Origin of the sequence: Cognaticolwellia mytili, assembly GCF_002104475.1 — a bacterium.
Taxonomy (GTDB): Bacteria; Pseudomonadota; Gammaproteobacteria; order Enterobacterales; family Alteromonadaceae; genus Cognaticolwellia; species Cognaticolwellia mytili.
Genome location: NZ_NBOF01000002.1, coordinates 468,980 through 486,559, shown reverse-complemented (window position 1 = coordinate 486,559; position 17,580 = coordinate 468,980). Strand labels below are relative to the sequence as shown.

The window sequence follows — 17,580 nt, the reverse complement described above, 5'->3', positions numbered from 1 at the left end:
AAAACCGACTGCAGCTATATTGTTACTGTTGATTTTTATATCAAAATATTCACGTAGTAATTCAACATACACTCTATTGCAATATTTATTGTTTATAAATGTTGCAAACAACCACTAACTATTCGACAGTCGTTTTTTCAACTGGTAGACTCTTTGCAAAATAACTCACATTCAAGATATTATGCGCAAAAATACAGGTTTTACGATGATCGAACTACTCATCGTTATTGTTATCTTAGGCTTGTTAGCCTCACTCGTTGCCCCTAAATTTTTCTCTCAATTAGGTACTGCTGAACGCGGTATAGCTTCGGCACAAATGAATGCATTTGAAACAGCACTGGATACCTATAGACTTGATATGGGAGCTTATCCGTCGACTTTAGAAGAGTTAAGAAAAAGCGATAAACCACGTTGGGATGGACCATATTTACCAAAAGAAGTGCCACTTGATCCGTGGAAAAACCCATATGTGTACACCACACCAGGGGATAATGGAAATCCCTATAAAATAATGTCTTACGCGGCTGACGGCCAACCCGGTGGTACTGACAATAATGAAGATATAGTACACAAATAATGCAATTGAATCAGTTGTTGGTTGAGCAATTTAACATCTTGCCTGAAGACTTAAGTCGGGCGGAAAGTTATCAAAGTCGTTTCGGTGGTCGTTTAGATCAAATACTTGTTAATATGGGTAGTTTACCCGATGATCAAGTTCCTATTCTTTACAGCAAGTATCTTGCTCTTCCTTTGCTAGACATAGCCGAGTGGCAAGAGCAAAAAACGATTAGTATCGAGTCCAAGGTCTTGACTTTTTTGTTGGAGAAGCAGTGGATACCTTTAGCTAAAGTTGATAATAATTGGACATTTGCTTGTCGTTTTCCGCTAGAATTATCGGTTAATGAATGGCTTAGCCAGCAAAATATAACGGCAACTATTTTACTTGCTGATGAGTCTGATATTCAAGCCTTGTCGAGTAAGTTCGATCAGCAACAGTCTACTGTTGATCATGAAGAATTTACTGGTGATGAAGAAGAACGATTAAGAGAGTTAGCGACTGAAGCGCCGACTGTAAACCTTCTCAACTCTCTTATCTCTCGAGCGTTACGTCAAGGTGCGTCAGATATGCACCTTGAGCCCTATAAAGGTCGCTATAGAGCGAGGTTTAGAGTTGATGGAGTATTACATGAGGCAGAAATACTAGCACCTAGAATGCAATTGCCGATTGTTACACGCTTAAAAATACTTTCAGGTATGGATATTGCAGAAAAAAGACGGCCGCAAGATGGCAAAATAGAAATGAAAATTGCCAATCAAGAACTCGATATTCGTGTCTCAGCACTGCCATTAAATGACGGTGAATCAATGGTGTTACGTTTCTTACGCAAAGATAATGTGCAATACGATATGTCAGTATTAGGCTTGTCTAACGATATCGAAACCATGATACGTGAAGATATAAAAACTACAGCTGGTGTCGTGTTACTGACAGGACCTACGGGGTCAGGTAAAACAACGACCTTATACACCTTTTTAAATGCCTTAAATAACGATGACGTAAAAATTATTACCCTTGAAGATCCTGTTGAATATCAACTGCCGGGCATTAACCAAGTACAAGTGAACAGTGACATAGGTTTTGACTTCTCAGCAGGGCTGCGAAGCATTGTACGACAAGATCCTGATATTATTATGTTAGGTGAAATACGCGATAAAGAAACCGCGCAAATAGCATTGCAATCAGCGCTTACAGGGCATTTAGTATTTTCAACCGTACATACCAATGACGCAGCAAGTGCCTACACACGTTTGCTTGATTTAGGTGTAGAGGAGTTCTTATTAAATGCGGCGCTTGTTTCAATTGTTGCCCAGCGTTTAGCGCGAAAAATATGCAGCGAGTGTGCAGAGCCACATCCTGATGCTGAAAAAATTATTGAAAAGTATCAATTAAAAACCTTAGCGGATAAATTTTCACTACCGGAAATATCACTTATGCACGGTGTAGGTTGTGACAATTGTTCTCATTCAGGTTACAAAGGCCGCATGGCTGTTACTGAGTATTTGCGCTGTGATGAAGAAATCAAAGCCATGCCAAAAGATTCAGATTTCATTCCAAAAGCTAAAAAGCATAATGCCAACATGCAGCGTAGAACCTTGCTTGAAGATGGTTTATATAAGGCCATTTTAGGTTTAACTACAGTTGACGAAGTTGTACGAGTAGCTGGCTAATGGCACTGTTTAGCTATAAAGCCTACGATAGCTCTGGCGCAAAAGTTGATGGGCAAATAGAGTCAAGTGACAAAACCGCGGTACTGGCACAGCTTAAACAGCAAGGCTTATTGACCACTGAAGTAAAAGACCTTAGCGACACAGGCAAGAGTGTTTTTGGCTTTTCAAGCAAAGTATCGCTTGCTGATCTAGAGTTTTTAACCGCAGAGCTCAGCTTGTTACTTGAGTCAGGTGTTAGAATTGATCGCGGTATTGATATTATAAAGCGTACCAAAGCAAAACCCGCCTTAGCAAAATTATTGACCGACATTAGCAGCAACCTAAAAAAAGGCAAAAGCTTATCTGATTCATTCAAAGCTCATGACGATATATTTGACCCGCTTTACTGCAACCTTATTGAGCTAGGTGAAGCGTCGGGTAATTTAAGCGAAATATTTGACGGACTAGCCAAAGACCTAAAGTTTAGACGAGAATTACAACGAAAAATAATTAGCTCTTTAGCTTATCCAATGGTGATATTTTTTGTTTGTATGTTAAGTATATTTTTTATTTTTAACTTTATTATTCCCAAAATGGCGGTCATGTTTAATGACGTTGACTCTTTGCCTTGGTATACCAGTGCTATGCTTTCTGCTAGTGAATGGATGCTACAATATCAAGGGTTATTAGTGGTGGGGGTTATTACTAGTATATTTGGTATCATAACGCTGGCTAAGAAGCCTGAATTCGTAAAGTGGTGGCAAAAAATAAGTCTTAAACTACCAATAATGAAGAAAGCGATAATTACCGTTGAGCGTATTCGTTTTAATAGTGGCTTAGCGATGATGGTAAAAGCAGGAGTACAAATTGACCGAGCTATTGGTTTATCGGCAGGTAATATAAAGAATACGGCACTAAAACGTGAGCTTGAAATTGCTAAAAAGAAAGTTAAAAGTGGTAGCGCACTTACACCTGCATTAAAACAAACTTCACTCTATCCCGATTTTTATATCTCATTGTTAGAAGTGGGCGAAGAATCAGGCAATTTAGAACGTGTATTCGATGAAATTGCTAACCGTTCACGGCAAGAGTTCGAAAGTTGGGCTGATCGCATGACAACATTATTAGAGCCTTTAATGATACTTTTTATGGGCGGCTTTGTTGGTGGTGTTGTTGTTGTTATGTTGATGAGTATGGTATCTATTAACGAAATGGGTATATAGTATAAGAATAATTTGGCAGACTAAATTGTTTAAGTAAATAATAGAATCATTCATTGATTCATTGATTCATTGATTATTGAAGATATTTACTTATTTGACCAATAACGTAATACAAGAGGGCAGTATGGCTAAATCATTACAAAATCGTATTACCCATGCTGTGGTAAACTTAATACCCAAAGTAAAACTAATTTATTTGTTTGGCTCTCATGCTTCAGGAACGGCAAGTGTTGGTAGCGATTTAGATATAGCCATATTGTTAGATTGCAAATTAAATACTGTTGACCGATGGAATTACGCTAGCGAATTAGCCGACAATTTAAACCAGTCTGTTGATTTTGTTGATTTATTATCAGCCTCTACTGTTATGCAAAACGAGATCATTCATAACGGAATATGTATTTATGATCCTCAGAAAACTGCTGATAAATTTTCAATGCACATAATGTCTATGTATCAACATTTAAATGAAGAGCGTAAAGATATTCTTTTACAGTTTTTCGCTGAATAAATAGAATTGAAAAATATGAATGATGTCATTATAAATAAGCTTTCAACAATTGCTCGGTGCTTGCTACGTATAAGGGATGTTTACGCTCAAGCGGGTAGTGACTTCTCTATTGATTATACCAAACAAGACTCAGTAATTTTAAACTTGCAGCGTGCTTGCGAAGCAACAATAGATGTTGCTAATTATATTAATAAAATAAAAAAAACTGGCATACCTCAAAGTAGCAAAGATAGTTTTGAGTTATTAAAAAAGCACGGTGTATTGTCGGAAAGAGTAAGTAATAGCTTAAAGAAAATGATTGGGCTGAGAAATATTGCAGTGCACGACTATCAAGAACTCAATATAGACATTGTAAAACATGTGATAGAAAACCACTTAACTGACTTTGAAGACTTTATTAAAGAAGTTAAATCACTGGCAATAACACTTAATTAAATATGAAAGGTAAAATTCAGCCACGTGGCTTCACGCTTATTGAATTAATGATAGTCATGTCTATTGTTGCGCTCTTAATGGGCATGGTTGGGCCTCTGGCAATAAATAGTTTAGAAAAAGCGCAAGCAAAACAAGAAATGCTAACGGTGAAAAACTGGTTGAAAAAAGTAAGCTTTCGTGCTTTTACAACAGGAAAAGAACATGTTGTTAAGTTTTCAGGAAAAAATATTATTCTTCATTTAAAAGGAGAAGCATTATCTCCGATTGAAAATAAAACCTTTGAATCGTTATTTTTTCAACCGCAACAACTCAGCTACAGCGCAAAAGGTTTCGTTAGTCCTAAATTACTCTCCGGTACCTTTCGAGGTAAGCCTATGGTGATTAACCTTAGCCAATGGGTAAATGATGAAACGGCAATTACTATTGATGAATAACATTCACCTTTATAAATCGTTTTCAGCTAAAAATAATAACGGCTTTACTTTAATAGAGGTTTTAGTTGCCTCCGTTATTTTATTTTCTTCAATTGCGCTTGTTTCTATGGTTTATCGAGGTGCTTTTTTAAGTAGTGAAAAAGCAAATAGCCACATTGTTATCGCAGGCGTATTACCCTCTGTGCTTGCTAATATAAGAACCTCAATTCGGCAGCAAGGTAATTCTAATAGCACTCAAATAAGTGAAAAAAATACTACTTGGGATGTGAATTATCAATGGCAAGCTGAGTTAGTCTCAAATAAAGGGGCGCCGAAAAAATTAGACCCAGTTACTCATCAACTTACCACCCAGCCATTAAAATACAAATTATGGCAAGTTAACTTAACGTTAAGCTATAAAAACTTAACTCAGCAACATCAATTTAATGAATTAAGTTGGTCAAGTGATTAGTTATGAATAGTCTTCAAAACTATAAAAAAAGAGCGAAAAATCAAGGCTTTACCTTGGTAGAGTTGATGATCGCTATCTCAATTTTATCATTACTGCTTTTTACTGGCTCGTATACTTATAGTTTAATGTCTGAGCGCTGGAATAAAGAACTAGGTCAATTTAATCATTCAGCTAAAAACTATAAGCATTTGGAATTAATACAGAGATTACTTGAAGGTGTTCAGCCATATGTCGTGGTAGACGATAATAAAAAACCATCATTTTTCTTTATTGGTGATGATAACAGTTTGCTTGCTGTCAGTCGCTCAGGACTGTTTAGTGGCGATTATCCTGAAATTTTTCGTTTAAGTACGATAGATGCAGGAGAAGGTAAAGTAGATTTAATTTATCAATCAGCATCTACAGAACAGATATTACTTAAAGGTACAGATCAAAGTATCAACTTTACGCATCAATTAGTTTTGTTTTCAAATTTAGATAATGTCCAGTTTAGTTATTATGGTTGGCCGCATTTATATGAAAAAAATGCTTTAGATAAAAAAGGTAAAAAGGCGCAATGGTATACACGTTTTTCAGGTATTAATAACCAAATAATGCCTGAAAAGTATGCTGTAACGCTAACACAAGCAGGAAAAGACTTAAGTATACCTATTCAGTTGGAAGCAAGGCCTGAGCGTTGGTTGTCACCTTATTTCAAGGAAAATCAATAATGCATTTATCAAACAAAGTTCAGGGCATAGCATTAATTCAGATACTATTGATCACCGCTGTTTTATCTGTATTGGCAATGTATTTAACAACTACGGCAAAAGATCAGGTGAAAGTTGCACAATGGTCTGATGATAAAGCAACTGCATTAGTTGCTGTTCATAGTGCTGAAGCTGAATTGTTGTTTGAGCTATTAACCAATAAAAAAGTCCAGTCAGAAAGCAATGCTGAGGTGTCAGGTCAAGCAATTAACAAACGTTGGAACTTTTTTGCCCTTCCTTTTAACATTAGCAAGCAAGTAACGGTTAAAATTCAAGATCAGTCAGCATTAATTAATGCACATTTTCCTGATGCAAAAATACTCAAAAAATTGATCGCTCATGTTGGGCATACAACAAATGAAACAAATGTTATTTTCGATAACTTGTTAGATTGGCAAGATCTTGATAACATCCCTCGCACAAATGGCAATGAATCGCTCGGTGCAATGCAATCCATAAGAAATGGAGCATTCCCTGACTTGCATGATTCAAAGTTTGTTAAAAATGTTTCAAGTGAATTACATCAATCGTTATTAAAAAATACCACTTTAAACAGTAAAGGCTTTTTTAATCCAATGAATTCGCCAAAGCAATTATTAGTGGCAATTACAAACATTGAGATTGCAGAGCAAATAATACAACGACGTGAAAGCAATCAACTATCAACGAGGCAGTTTAGCCAACTTACGGGCATTGTTGATAGTGAAAAAGTATTACTATATCCATCAAATATATTAGCAATTGAACTTGAAGGGGCTGTCGGCTCTTCAAAAGTTTATAAAAAAATTATTGTAGAGTTAAATCCATATGCCAATGCATTTCAAGCACCCATCAATATTTTTGCCACAAATGGGTAAATTTTGAATTTCTCATCTATAACAATAAAATCAAAAAAAACACTGAAAACTTCAAATGTTTCATTGTTTTTTAAGTGGCTTACATGTCGTTTTTTGGGCTACTATAATGGAAAGTTGCATAAATTTTCTTTAGATGAAAATCATAACTTTGTGCTAACGGAAATTACTGACAATGTACCGAGTATATTGATCGTTTCTCGCTCTTTTTACAAAGAACAAGCGAAAGAGTACCCGATAGAAAACAAAGCCGAGTTAAAAAAATTATTGCAACTGGAGTTTTCTGATGAAAACCATAGCTATTTTCACCACTGGGAAAGTGTAAATGAAAAAAGCCAAGTTAACATTTGGCAATTTGATAAATCAATACCAAAATCAAATATCATGTTACCTGAAACTTTATTACTTGCGCTTACAGCAGATAAGCATCAAGTAACCGCTGTATCGGATGATAATGTCGATTTATTATATGTAGGGCGATTGGCAGAAACTATAGTTTCGTTGCCAGCTTCTTCATTGATTAATACCAGTCGTCGCTTTTCAACATCAGTAGGTATTACGATATCTGGAACTACACGCGTTATTCCGAGTGCAGATACGAGCTTAATGGCATTTAATGAATCTAAAATTGATAACGCTAAAACAGAACACTCAAATGTTGAATCTCTAACCGGTGATAATACCTTTGCAAATCATGTGGTTCAAGGTGTTAAGCGGTTATCGTTACCCGTACTTTCAAGTTTCATTCGATTGCCCAAAAATGAAAGTAAATTACAACTGTTAAAAAATATATCCTTACCTTTATTTCTTTCTTTATCACTGTACTTGGCGCTTTCCAGTGCTTATTTAACTGCTAAACAATATAATTTACAGCAAAAACTCAGTAGACAGAGTGAAGAAGTTTCGCAAGCACTTGGCCAGCAACAACTTTTTGACCAACAATGGGCAGCATACTCAGCAAACAAAGCGTTTTTTGCCATGGCAGAAAACAAGGCACCATTTTGGCTTATTATTGCTGACTTATTTCCTGAAGCTCAATTTAATAATATTAGAATAGTAGACGAGCGTTTTGTTTTAAGGGGAAAAACACTTAATGCGACGAGCTTACTAGAATTACTTAGTAAAAAACCGCAAGTAATGGATGCAAAGTTTGATTTTCCTACACGTAAACAGCGTAACCTAGACTCTTTTGTGATTAGTTTTAAGTTGCAAATTCCGACAGTAATAGTTAATGAAATTGATAATAGAAAAGGGGGGGAGTAGTGTGGCAGAGCTAAAAAAACATGCATTTCTCTTGTCGATAATCGCTTTGCTGATCATAGTGAAGTTTCTTTTCTTACCTATTATCACATGGCAAGATGAACTTATTGCACAAATTACCCAACTTGAGAAAAAACAAAATAAAATAACACAAGTACTTGCAAATAACGCAAGTAATCTTGGTCTCAATAAAGCGTTAGGAATTGAGCTTGAGCAAGTAAGACCTCTTTTCGCAACCTTTAAATCAGTTGCAAGTTTTAAGCTTGAGCAACAAAAGTTAATTGAGAAAATGTTAGCTAAACATAAACTTACATTACAAGATATCGGTTGGCAAACATTAACCATGTTGCCAAGTTTATCTAAGAGTCGTTACCCGCTCAAATTGACCGTTAAAGGAAAAACTATTGATATAATAAATTTCACAGCTGAGCTTGAAACGTATCAACAGTTTATTGAAATATCAAAGTTTAACCTTTCACTTAAAGGTCAACAAAATAACAATTTAGGGCGTATAAATGGCCGTATTACTTTGAATGTTTTTGCTAATGACGTTGGGGGAAGCTCGTGAATTGGAATGAAATTAAATTTTTATTAACCAATAAGCTAGCTTTATTGGTAATAGTCATAAGCATTGTTTGGTCAATGTTTGACATTAGCACCCGGTTATTACCGAATAATATTTTAAATATCAAAGAAAAAGATGATGCTATTGTCACACCTATAGCCTCTCCTAACCTAGCAGCTTCAATGGTAAACGAATTAAATCAACGCTACCAAAAGTATGGAAAAATCATTGATGAGTCTCCTGATAACAAAATTTTTGGTATGTCAATGAATGAGCAAAATAACCAGCAAGGAGAATTGACAGAAGTTTTTATTGATAACAATAAATTATCGTTAAAAGCCGTTATTCGTAATGATGCTTTAGCCGTTGAAAATAGTGTTGAAAAAACAGTTGCGTTAATATCAATTGTTGACATAAATACTGGTAGCGAAAAAATTGAAAAATATGCTCACAATAGTGAGATTTATGGTTACCACTTAACCATTGAGAAAAATACGCAAGTTAAGTTAGTGAGAATGTTTGATGGACGTAGCCAGAAGATTATCTTAACCATGTACAAAAACTAAATATAGCCACCTTTATTAAAAGCCAACGCTAAGAAAATATGATGAAAAGCAATAAAAATATAAGCAATAAAAATTGTATCAGTAGACTAAAGTACGTCGCCTTAGGTGTAATAATAGCCTTAACACTTAGCGCGTGTGCTAGCTCGCCACAAAACCCCAAATTAAACGGAGATTCTTATTTACAGGATAAGAGTAGTAACGATAGTACAGCTGAAAGCAAGACTAAGGTTGAGTTTTCTGATAGTGCTGGGAATTTGCTTGCTAGTGAAGATAAAAAGTTGGGGCTTGCTTATTTATCATCTATACAACCCAAGCAAGCTAATGAAGTCAGCGCTGTTGATCTAACCCAACAATTTAGTGCTGTTAAGTTGTTACAACTCAGCGCTGATAGCCTGCCATTAAAAGATTACTTACACCATGTTTTAGGTGATTTATTAGGCGTTAGTTATATATTAGGCGAGCAAGTTAAAGCCGACAACAAATCAGTAACACTGAACTTGCAACAAAGCATCAGCCAACAAAGAGTATTTAATGTTAGTGAACAGCTACTAAGCGAACGTGGTTATGTTATTCGCTTTGAAGATGATATTTATTATATCCACAAAGCAGAAGGCAGTGGTAGTCAAGGAAACCTTGTTTACGGCTATGGGCAAGATATTACTGATGTACCAAATACCTCCGAAACTATTGTTCAATTAGTGCCATTTGTTTATGGTATGCAAACGTCACTTGCTAATACCATACAACAGCTGATGTCAGTCAAGGCTTCTGCTGACTTTCAGCGCAGCAATATAATACTGCAAGGAAAGCGTAAAGAAATCATTAAAGCACTTGAGTTTGTGAAGCTTATGGATCAGCCTATTTTTAAAAATAGGCATATAGGTGTTTATAAAGGCACGTACGTAAGCACAGATGAATTAATTGAAAAGCTCCCTGAGTTGTTAAAGCAGGAAGGCATATCAGTAAGTGCCAGCAAACAAAACGATCTTGCGGTTTCTATGGTGTCATTAGATCGTATTGGCACGCTGGTTATTTTTGCAAACGATAAACAATTAATTGAACGTGTTGCGTTTTGGGCGAAACAAATAGACCAAGTACCAAGCGGTAGCCAGTTACAGTACTTTTTGTATGCGCCAAAGTTTGCTCGCGCTGCAGATTTAGGTGAAAGCTTGCAGCTTTTGATTGGAGGAAAAGGAAGTCGAGGCACACAGCCATCAGCAACAACTTCAGCAGCAGGGCAAAATAAACAAAATACTAGCTCAGCTAATAAAGGCAGTAAAAGTTCTTTTTCTTCAAATGAAGATATGGCGCTAGTGGTAGATGAACGCGCTAATACGCTAATTTTTAATGCTACCGGTGACAAATATCGTCAATTGTTGCCATTAATTAAGCGCTTAGACGTGATGCCTAAGCAAGTGATTTTAGAAGTAATGATTGCTGAAGTAAAACTCACCGATGAATTTAAACAAGGGGTTAGCTTTTCGCTGACTAACCAAGGTACTGCGACTCCAACGGGCGGCTTCAAATTTGACAGCGATGCTAAGGGGCTTACTTATCTATTAACCGGTAATAATGGCAAGCTTAATATTAACCTTCTTCAGAAAAACGATAATGTTAATGTTTTGTCACGACCTTCGTTATTGGTGCGTGATGGCGTAACGGCTAATATTACCGTTGGTGATAAAATACCAACCGTTGGCGAAACTATTGTCCAAGAAAGTGGCACCACAACAACCTCTGTTGTGTATTTAAATACAGGTATAAAACTACAAGTTAAGCCGACTATTAATGCTCGCGGTACTGTCATTATGGAAATAGACCAAGAAATTAACAATCAAGCAGCAGGTAGTAGTGCTGTATCAGGTAATCCTATCCTGCTTGAACGTAGTATTAAAACCGAAGTGGTTGCAGAAAGTGGACAAACCATTATTCTTGGTGGTTTAATCAGTGAAACACGTACCATTAATGATACTAGTGTGCCGTTCTTTTCTAGTATTCCATTGATAGGAAAGCTTTTTGATACCACAAGTGACACAGGTGGCAAAACAGAGTTAGTGGTTTTAGTTACCCCTAAAATAATAGAGTCTGGTAATGAATGGGAAGATATTAAAGCAAAATTTGCTGTTAAATTTCAAAATATTGATCTTAATTGATTAAATTGACTTTCCATATGATATTTTGTTGTTTAGTGCTTGAACAATATTGATTAATTAGGTAACGTCTAACAAGTGTTAAGTTGGTGTTATTTGGTAGTTTAATTTTTAATCGATTTACTGTTTTAATTCTATAAGAATGTCAAAATAGTATTGACAAGCGAAATTGAATGCTTAAACTTAGACACTGTTAAAAGTCGCTTAGGCGACGGCCTAAGTGTTAATCTACCTAAGTGTAAATTTAACGAAAATAAAATCTTGGGTATTAAAATTATTTAATACGTCAAGTTTCATGAAACAAAGGAAATTAAAAATGTTTAAAAAACTCTTCTTGCAGCAGCTTTAACTGCAGTAGCATTAAATGCAAGTGCAGCAAAAGTAACTGGTTCAACTGCTAATGTTGCTCTAATGGGTGCTGAATTTATTGCTAATGAAGCAACAGGTGTAGCATTAGATACTCCAATCGTAGCTTTAGGTGCTCAGTATTCTGTTGGTGATATTCTTAAATTCACTATCGCTGGTGCTGATTTTGATTTAGTGAACAGTGTTCCTGCTGTTGCTTTTGCTGATGTTGGTGCTGCTTCAACTATGACAGTTGGCTTGATTAGTACTTCTGCAAATGTACTAACTTACCGTGTTACAGCTGCTACTGGTGATCACTCGAACCTTACTGGTGATACTTTAACGTTATCTGGTGTTAAAATGACTACGGCTTCTGCTGTAGCTGCATCTACTGTTTCAGTAACTTTCTCTGCTGAAACTAGCACAGGTATTGCAATTGACTCTGCAACGACTAACACTAAAGTTATTCAAAAAGCAGTAAGTCAATACCTAGTTAAAGTTACAACTGCTGCTAATGCTGAAGTAAAAGTTGGTACTTTACGTACTCAATTTGGTACTACAGCTGCTCCAGTTTATGCTGATGATGTTATTGTGACATATTCTGACTATACTCCAGCTGCAGGTGAAGCCTGGATTGCTGGTTTAGCTCTACAAGGTGCTGCACCTTCAGCTACGGCTACTACTCTTAAAGGTGATTTTAACTTTTTAGATACAAATGCTGATGGAAAAATTACAGCTACTGATAAAATTACGACTCCGTTTGCACAAGCTGCAGCTTCTACAGCAACAGCTATTACAGCTAAAGTTGATTCAGTAGCATTTGCTGGCCCTGCTGGTTTTGGTGCGTCTGGTCTAACTATTACAGCTGGTAATGCTGCAGGTGATACAACAATTACTAGCCAAGCGTTTACTGTTGATACTTCTGCTACATATGCTCCTAAGTCAGGTGCTGTTGCAAAAGCAACAAATTCTCTTTCTGCTGGTGCTTGGGGCTTAGACGGTTCATCTGATGATATAGCGTTCTTGCCTTTCAGTGATGAATATGCACAATCAATTACCGTAACTAATAACGGTAAAGTTGTTGGAGATATCTCTGTTGTTTTATTTGCTAACGGCACAGAATATAAGACTACTTTAGTTGCTCCTGCTGCTGCTGATTCAGTAACTAACATCAGTACTGAAGTAGCACAATTTGCTAAAGCTTCTGGTATTAACGGTAACGCAGGCTTGAACATTATTGTTAATGCTCCTGCTGCTAACATCCAAGTTGAAGGTATTTACTTCCACAAAGCAACACAAGATCGTGTACGTACTCACTAGTATGTCAAGTTATTGAGCATAAAGCTTAATAAATAAACGATTTTTTTAAACGCGCTTCGGCGCGTTTTTTATTGCTCAAAATTTATTTGTGCTTTACTTTATTTACCATTGTTAATTTAATTTGTCGACGTTAAGTAGATAATTCAATTGATATTACTACTATCCACCCTTGCCTTTATAGACCCCAGATCATTCATTTGCTAAACTAGCCGCCTATATTTTCAGACTGCTGTGAACCGCATTTGTGCAATACCCAATTGTAAAACCTTACCTTCCTGAATTTTCTCGCTATCAACAGCATATTGAAACTGTATTTGAACGTAATTGGTTAACCAATAATGGCCCATTGCTACAACAGCTTGAACAGCGTTTAGCTGAGTATTTAGGTGTTGAGCATTTATTGCTAGTAGCTAACGGCACATTAGCGTTACAAGTAGCTTATGCGGCACTTGGCGTTAAAGGCGAGGTATTAACCACGCCTTTTTCGTTTGCCGCAACGGCAAGTTCATTATGCTGGCAAGGCTTGAAACCGGTATTTATTGATATTGCCCCTGAAACTTTAAATATTAATTATAAAAGCATTACCGCTGCACAAGCTGAGCAAGCTTCAGCTATTTTAGGCGTGCATGTTTTTGGTAACCCTTGCGAGGTTGAAGAAATAGCGAGCTTTGCTGAACAGAATCAATTAAAGGTTATTTATGATGCCGCACATGCGTTTGCTAGTGACTATAAGCAAGGCTCTGTTTTAAGCTCTGTTCTAAAATATGGCGATGCATCAACTTTGAGTTTACATGCAACTAAGTTATTTCACGCCGTAGAAGGCGGCGCGATAATTTTTAATAAGCGCGAAGATTACGAAAAAGCTAAGCAGTTAATTAATTTTGGTTTTGATAAAGACAATATGCCGCAATACGTTGGCATAAATGCAAAAATGAGTGAAATGCATGCGGCTATGGGTTTAGCGGTACTTGATGATATTGCCCATATCACCGCGAGTCGTAAAGCAATCGTTGAGCGTTATCATGCTAACCTAGTTGACGTGGCTGGAATAACGCTTCAGCAATGGCACGTAAACGGTGAGCGAAATGGCGCTTATATGCCTGTTTTACTTGAAAATGAAGCAATGTTATTAAGCTTAAGTGCACAGCTAAATGATGCTGGTATTCAGACCCGACGTTATTTTTATCCAAGTTTGTCGCAGGTTGATGTTTATGGCAAGAAAGGTCGTACACCAATCGCAAATGATGTAGCCCAAAGAGTGTTATGTTTACCGATGTATACAGCGCTAACGATTGAGGATGTTGATTTTATTTGTGAAAGGGTTCGTATAAGTTTGAACTAAATAACGAAATAAATTGATTTTGCGATTAACAAGTCAAAACATTTAAGGATTGCCGATGACTATATACAGCAATGACGAACTACGGCAATTAGGATTTGCTGCTGTTGGTAGTAATGTCTGCATTTCCCGTAAGGCATCATTTTATGGTGCTAGTCGAATTAGCATTGGCAATAACGTCCGTATTGATGATTTTTGTGTGCTTTCAGCTGGTGAGGGGGGCATAACTATTGGTAATTATATTCATATTGCCGTTTATAGTTCTCTTATTGGCGCAGCAAATATTAGCTTGGGTGATTATTGTAATATTTCCTCGCGTGTCGCTATTTATAGTAGCAGCGATGATTACTCGGGTAATTATATGACTAATCCTATGGTTGATAGTGCCTATACGAATGTACTTAGTAAACCTGTTGTTATTAAAGAGCATGTTATTATTGGTGCCAACAGTGTGGTATTGCCAAGTGTTACTATTGGCTTAGGTGTTGCGGTCGGGGCTTTGTCTTTAGTGAGTCATTCTCTTGCTGAGTGGGGGATTTACGCAGGTCAACCGGCGAAGTTTATTAAACAGCGCAACCGACAACTACTTACCTTAGCAACCAGTTTTGAAGAAAAACATAAAAACCCCTTAGATAGGTTGTAAATGATTATTCATATTTTTGATGAAACTCCCCATCACTATAAGCCGATGCAAAGCTTTTTTTCTAAAACATGCCAGGTCGAGCCTGCGCAATTTTATTGGGTGAAAAAAACACAGCATACCAGTGCTAAAGCTAACAATACGGCAGAGCCCTTTACTTATTACGAAAATAATGACCAGCTTTTTACTTATTTAGCACAGCTACCCGTAAATGCTAAAGTTATTTTTCATGGTTTATTCGATATACATACTTGGCGTCGTTTACTGTTACACCCTATTGTTAAACGTTGCAGTTGTGTGATTTGGGGAACTGAGTTATATCGGCATCGTAAGCCTAATCGTTCATGGAAAGATTTTGTTGCGCTTTGGCTTCATCAACGGTTGATTAGCCGTTTTGCCAATGTTTTTGCCTTAACCCCGGGTGATGCTGAGTTGGTGACTCGGTACTTGAAAAGAAAAGATGTAAAAGTGCTTGCTTATCCTTTAATTGGATTGGTACGCGAGCAACACAAGCAAGTCACTTATTCAGCTGCGCAACCTTTACGTATTTTAGTTGGTAATTCGGCTGATAAAAGCAATGAGCATTTACAAGTACTTTCACAACTAGCACACTTAGCTGATGCTAATGTTGAGGTTGTTATGCCGCTAAATTATGCTGGTAATGATGAGTACATTAACGCGGTTGTTTGTGAAGGAAAAAGGCTATTTGCTGATAAATTTGTTGCAATAACCGATATGTTAGAAAAATCAGCTTATGACCAGTTACTGTCAACAGTGGATATTACTGTTTTTGCCCACCAACGCCAGCAAGGTTTATATGTTGTATATGCGATGTTAGAAATGGGTAAAACCATATTCTTACGACGTTCAACGTCAAGCTATAGTAACCTTTCGGCGTTAGGCTTTGATGTTAAGGCGTTTGAAGGTTTGAATGAATTTAATGTTGAAGAATTAAAAGCCTTGGTTAAGTCGCCTAATACCAATAATCAAGCGTTGATGGCTGAACACTACACTGAGCAAGCATTAGCACCTAAATGGTCAAAAATGGTTAATGCACTGTAATGCTTAGCGCAGTTGAGCAAAGTGAGGGGAAGTTTTGACCATAGCAAAGTCAGCCTTTGCTGGTGTGTCATGGTCAGCAATTTCAACGTTGTACAAGGGCGCATTACAGTTACTACAGTTAATTATTTTAGCGCGCTTTTTAACGCCTGTAGAGTTGGGGTTACTGGCATTAATTAATTTGGTGATAGGTTTCGCGCAAATTTTTGGCGATGCTGGGATTTCAAATTCATTAATTTTTCATCAAAATCTCAAGAGAAGCCAACTTAATCAGTTATATCTTATTAACGTTGTTTTGGGACTTACCATGACGGCAATCATGTTGTTATTGTCGTATCCATTGGCAATGTTTTTCAGCTTACCTCGATTAACTGAGCTGCTGCTGTTGCTTTCGCCAATATTTTTGATCCGTAGCTTAAGTCAGCAACATATTGCATTGCTTCAGCAAAAATTGCAGTTTAATGCCATTGCGAAAATAGAGATGATAGCAAGCACAATGGCGTTTATTGTTTTGCTGATATTATTATACTTAGGTGAAAGAGTTGAATCTGTTGTATTCTCACAATTAGTAAACGCGACTGTTTTGACAGGTGTTACCTTATTTTTACATCGTTCATTAATGCCTACATTTGAAAAAGTAAATTGGCCTTCAGTTATCAAGCCGGTTAAATACGGCTTATATCAAACAGGTGAAGGGTTATTGAACTATATTAGTTCACAGTTCGATCAGTTGTTAATTGGTAAGCTGTTAGGCGCTGAAACATTGGGGATATACGCTTATATTAAGGAACTTGTTTTTCGCCCTGCGATGCAAGTGATTAACCCAATTGTTAACCGAGTAACTTTTCCTTTAATGGTGAAATACAAGCAAGAGCACTCACTTAGTGGAATATATTATCAGATTATTCATTTACTAAGTTTAATTAATGTACCACTGTATTTGCTGATGGCTAGCTTTCCAGGGGTTATTTTAGAGCTTATTTTTGGTGCAAGCTGGGTTGCTCATGCTGAGTTGATGCGATGGCTTGCACTTTATATGTTACTTATCTCACTGATAAACCCAATAGGAACACTATTAAAGGCTACCGGCGAAGTAAAACGTAGCTTTTATTGGAATTTAGTAACTATAGCTATACGGCCTTTACTTATTATCACTTCTATAGCTTCTGGGGTTATTGTACTTGTTAAGGTGCTTGTTGCTGCCCAAATTGTTATATTATTGATGCATTGGTGCTTCTTGATTCGCCCCGTGATTAGCATGTCAGTTATTAAATTTTTAAGTGCAATACTTCTACCGTTGAGCTTGTTTTTACTGGCCAGCGTTAGTGTGTTTTTAATTAACCAATATGTGATTTCCATTAATGATTTTTATATCATGTTGATTATTGCAGTGAGCTATTGCTTATTGATTATTCCTTCAATAATCAAGGTGATTTCTTTTATTAGAAAGTAAACGTTTAGGATATAGATA

Annotated in this window: 18 protein-coding genes; all 18 read left to right on the top strand. The window is 36.6% G+C overall.

Going from position 1 to position 17,580, the window contains the following annotated elements:
- Positions 1 to 181 precede the first annotated feature (181 nt).
- The 18 genes from gspG (at position 182) to B7C41_RS06945 (ending at position 17,562) form a co-directional block, all read left to right on the top strand.
- Entirely contained in the window at positions 182 to 577 is a 396-nt protein-coding gene (gene gspG, locus B7C41_RS07030) for a type II secretion system major pseudopilin GspG (RefSeq protein WP_085298088.1), read from the top strand.
- A complete protein-coding gene (locus B7C41_RS07025; protein WP_085298087.1) occupies positions 577 to 2,229 on the top strand; it encodes a GspE/PulE family protein in 1,653 nt (550 codons plus the stop codon). Before gspG ends, B7C41_RS07025 begins: the two co-directional genes overlap by 1 nt.
- Entirely contained in the window at positions 2,229 to 3,431 is a 1,203-nt protein-coding gene (locus B7C41_RS07020) for a type II secretion system F family protein (protein WP_085298086.1), read from the top strand. Before B7C41_RS07025 ends, B7C41_RS07020 begins: the two co-directional genes overlap by 1 nt.
- A 124-nt stretch (positions 3,432 to 3,555) precedes the next feature.
- Positions 3,556 to 3,942, top strand: coding sequence for a type VII toxin-antitoxin system MntA family adenylyltransferase antitoxin (gene mntA, locus B7C41_RS07015; RefSeq protein ID WP_085298085.1), 387 nt, complete (start codon positions 3,556 to 3,558; stop codon positions 3,940 to 3,942).
- A 15-nt stretch (positions 3,943 to 3,957) separates the two neighbouring features.
- Positions 3,958 to 4,377, top strand: a complete 420-nt coding sequence (gene hepT, locus B7C41_RS07010) for a type VII toxin-antitoxin system HepT family RNase toxin (protein WP_085298084.1) — start codon at positions 3,958 to 3,960, stop codon at positions 4,375 to 4,377.
- A gap of 2 nt (positions 4,378 to 4,379) precedes the next feature.
- Entirely contained in the window at positions 4,380 to 4,811 is a 432-nt protein-coding gene (locus tag B7C41_RS07005) for a prepilin-type N-terminal cleavage/methylation domain-containing protein (protein ID WP_085298083.1), read from the top strand.
- Positions 4,804 to 5,262, top strand: a complete 459-nt coding sequence (locus B7C41_RS07000; RefSeq protein ID WP_158089094.1) for a type II secretion system protein — start codon at positions 4,804 to 4,806, stop codon at positions 5,260 to 5,262. The genes B7C41_RS07005 and B7C41_RS07000 overlap by 8 nt, the downstream gene beginning before the upstream one ends.
- A gap of 2 nt (positions 5,263 to 5,264) precedes the next feature.
- The gene (locus tag B7C41_RS06995; protein ID WP_085298081.1) at positions 5,265 to 5,972 is read left to right on the top strand and encodes a PulJ/GspJ family protein; all 708 of its coding nucleotides are present in this window, start codon (positions 5,265 to 5,267) and stop codon (positions 5,970 to 5,972) included.
- Positions 5,972 to 6,868, top strand: a complete 897-nt coding sequence (locus B7C41_RS06990) for a type II secretion system protein GspK (RefSeq protein WP_085298080.1) — start codon at positions 5,972 to 5,974, stop codon at positions 6,866 to 6,868. The genes B7C41_RS06995 and B7C41_RS06990 overlap by 1 nt, the downstream gene beginning before the upstream one ends.
- A gap of 114 nt (positions 6,869 to 6,982) precedes the next feature.
- Positions 6,983 to 8,128 (top strand): hypothetical protein, encoded by a 1,146-nt coding sequence (locus B7C41_RS06985; RefSeq protein WP_143764321.1) that lies wholly within the window; start codon positions 6,983 to 6,985, stop codon positions 8,126 to 8,128.
- Positions 8,097 to 8,693 (top strand): hypothetical protein, encoded by a 597-nt coding sequence (locus B7C41_RS06980; RefSeq protein ID WP_143764320.1) that lies wholly within the window; start codon positions 8,097 to 8,099, stop codon positions 8,691 to 8,693. Before B7C41_RS06985 ends, B7C41_RS06980 begins: the two co-directional genes overlap by 32 nt.
- Positions 8,690 to 9,256 carry a hypothetical protein gene (locus B7C41_RS06975; RefSeq protein ID WP_085298077.1) on the top strand — a complete coding sequence of 189 codons (567 nt, stop codon included), beginning with the start codon at positions 8,690 to 8,692 and terminating at the stop codon, positions 9,254 to 9,256. Before B7C41_RS06980 ends, B7C41_RS06975 begins: the two co-directional genes overlap by 4 nt.
- A gap of 38 nt (positions 9,257 to 9,294) precedes the next feature.
- Complete coding sequence (locus B7C41_RS06970) at positions 9,295 to 11,409, top strand: secretin N-terminal domain-containing protein (protein WP_235839638.1); 2,115 nt, start codon at positions 9,295 to 9,297, stop codon at positions 11,407 to 11,409.
- 408 nt (positions 11,410 to 11,817) lie between these two features.
- Entirely contained in the window at positions 11,818 to 13,071 is a 1,254-nt protein-coding gene (locus tag B7C41_RS06965; protein WP_085298075.1) for a hypothetical protein, read from the top strand.
- 244 nt (positions 13,072 to 13,315) lie between these two features.
- Positions 13,316 to 14,413, top strand: coding sequence for a DegT/DnrJ/EryC1/StrS family aminotransferase (locus B7C41_RS06960; protein WP_085298074.1), 1,098 nt, complete (start codon positions 13,316 to 13,318; stop codon positions 14,411 to 14,413).
- Positions 14,414 to 14,468: 55 nt separating this feature from the next.
- Positions 14,469 to 15,053, top strand: a complete 585-nt coding sequence (locus tag B7C41_RS06955; RefSeq protein WP_085298073.1) for an acyltransferase — start codon at positions 14,469 to 14,471, stop codon at positions 15,051 to 15,053.
- Complete coding sequence (locus B7C41_RS06950; RefSeq protein ID WP_085298072.1) at positions 15,054 to 16,112, top strand: TDP-N-acetylfucosamine:lipid II N-acetylfucosaminyltransferase; 1,059 nt, start codon at positions 15,054 to 15,056, stop codon at positions 16,110 to 16,112.
- Positions 16,113 to 16,146: 34 nt separating this feature from the next.
- Positions 16,147 to 17,562, top strand: a complete 1,416-nt coding sequence (locus tag B7C41_RS06945) for an MOP flippase family protein (protein ID WP_085298071.1) — start codon at positions 16,147 to 16,149, stop codon at positions 17,560 to 17,562.
- The last annotated feature ends 18 nt before the right edge of the window (positions 17,563 to 17,580 follow it).

Bases quoted from the DNA above. Each gene is read 5' to 3' on its own strand.
- gspG (WP_085298088.1), top strand. From the start codon at position 182: ATGCGCAAAAATACAGGTTTTACGATGATCGAACTACTCATCGTTATT.
- B7C41_RS07025 (WP_085298087.1), top strand. From the start codon at position 577: ATGCAATTGAATCAGTTGTTGGTTGAGCAATTTAACATCTTGCCTGAA.
- B7C41_RS07020 (WP_085298086.1), top strand. From the start codon at position 2,229: ATGGCACTGTTTAGCTATAAAGCCTACGATAGCTCTGGCGCAAAAGTT.
- mntA (WP_085298085.1), top strand. From the start codon at position 3,556: ATGGCTAAATCATTACAAAATCGTATTACCCATGCTGTGGTAAACTTA.
- hepT (WP_085298084.1), top strand. From the start codon at position 3,958: ATGAATGATGTCATTATAAATAAGCTTTCAACAATTGCTCGGTGCTTG.
- B7C41_RS07005 (WP_085298083.1), top strand. From the start codon at position 4,380: ATGAAAGGTAAAATTCAGCCACGTGGCTTCACGCTTATTGAATTAATG.
- B7C41_RS07000 (WP_158089094.1), top strand. From the start codon at position 4,804: ATGAATAACATTCACCTTTATAAATCGTTTTCAGCTAAAAATAATAAC.
- B7C41_RS06995 (WP_085298081.1), top strand. From the start codon at position 5,265: ATGAATAGTCTTCAAAACTATAAAAAAAGAGCGAAAAATCAAGGCTTT.
- B7C41_RS06990 (WP_085298080.1), top strand. From the start codon at position 5,972: ATGCATTTATCAAACAAAGTTCAGGGCATAGCATTAATTCAGATACTA.
- B7C41_RS06980 (WP_143764320.1), top strand. From the start codon at position 8,097: ATGAAATTGATAATAGAAAAGGGGGGGAGTAGTGTGGCAGAGCTAAAA.
- B7C41_RS06970 (WP_235839638.1), top strand. From the start codon at position 9,295: ATGATGAAAAGCAATAAAAATATAAGCAATAAAAATTGTATCAGTAGA.
- B7C41_RS06965 (WP_085298075.1), top strand. From the start codon at position 11,818: ATGGGTGCTGAATTTATTGCTAATGAAGCAACAGGTGTAGCATTAGAT.
- B7C41_RS06955 (WP_085298073.1), top strand. From the start codon at position 14,469: ATGACTATATACAGCAATGACGAACTACGGCAATTAGGATTTGCTGCT.
- B7C41_RS06950 (WP_085298072.1), top strand. From the start codon at position 15,054: ATGATTATTCATATTTTTGATGAAACTCCCCATCACTATAAGCCGATG.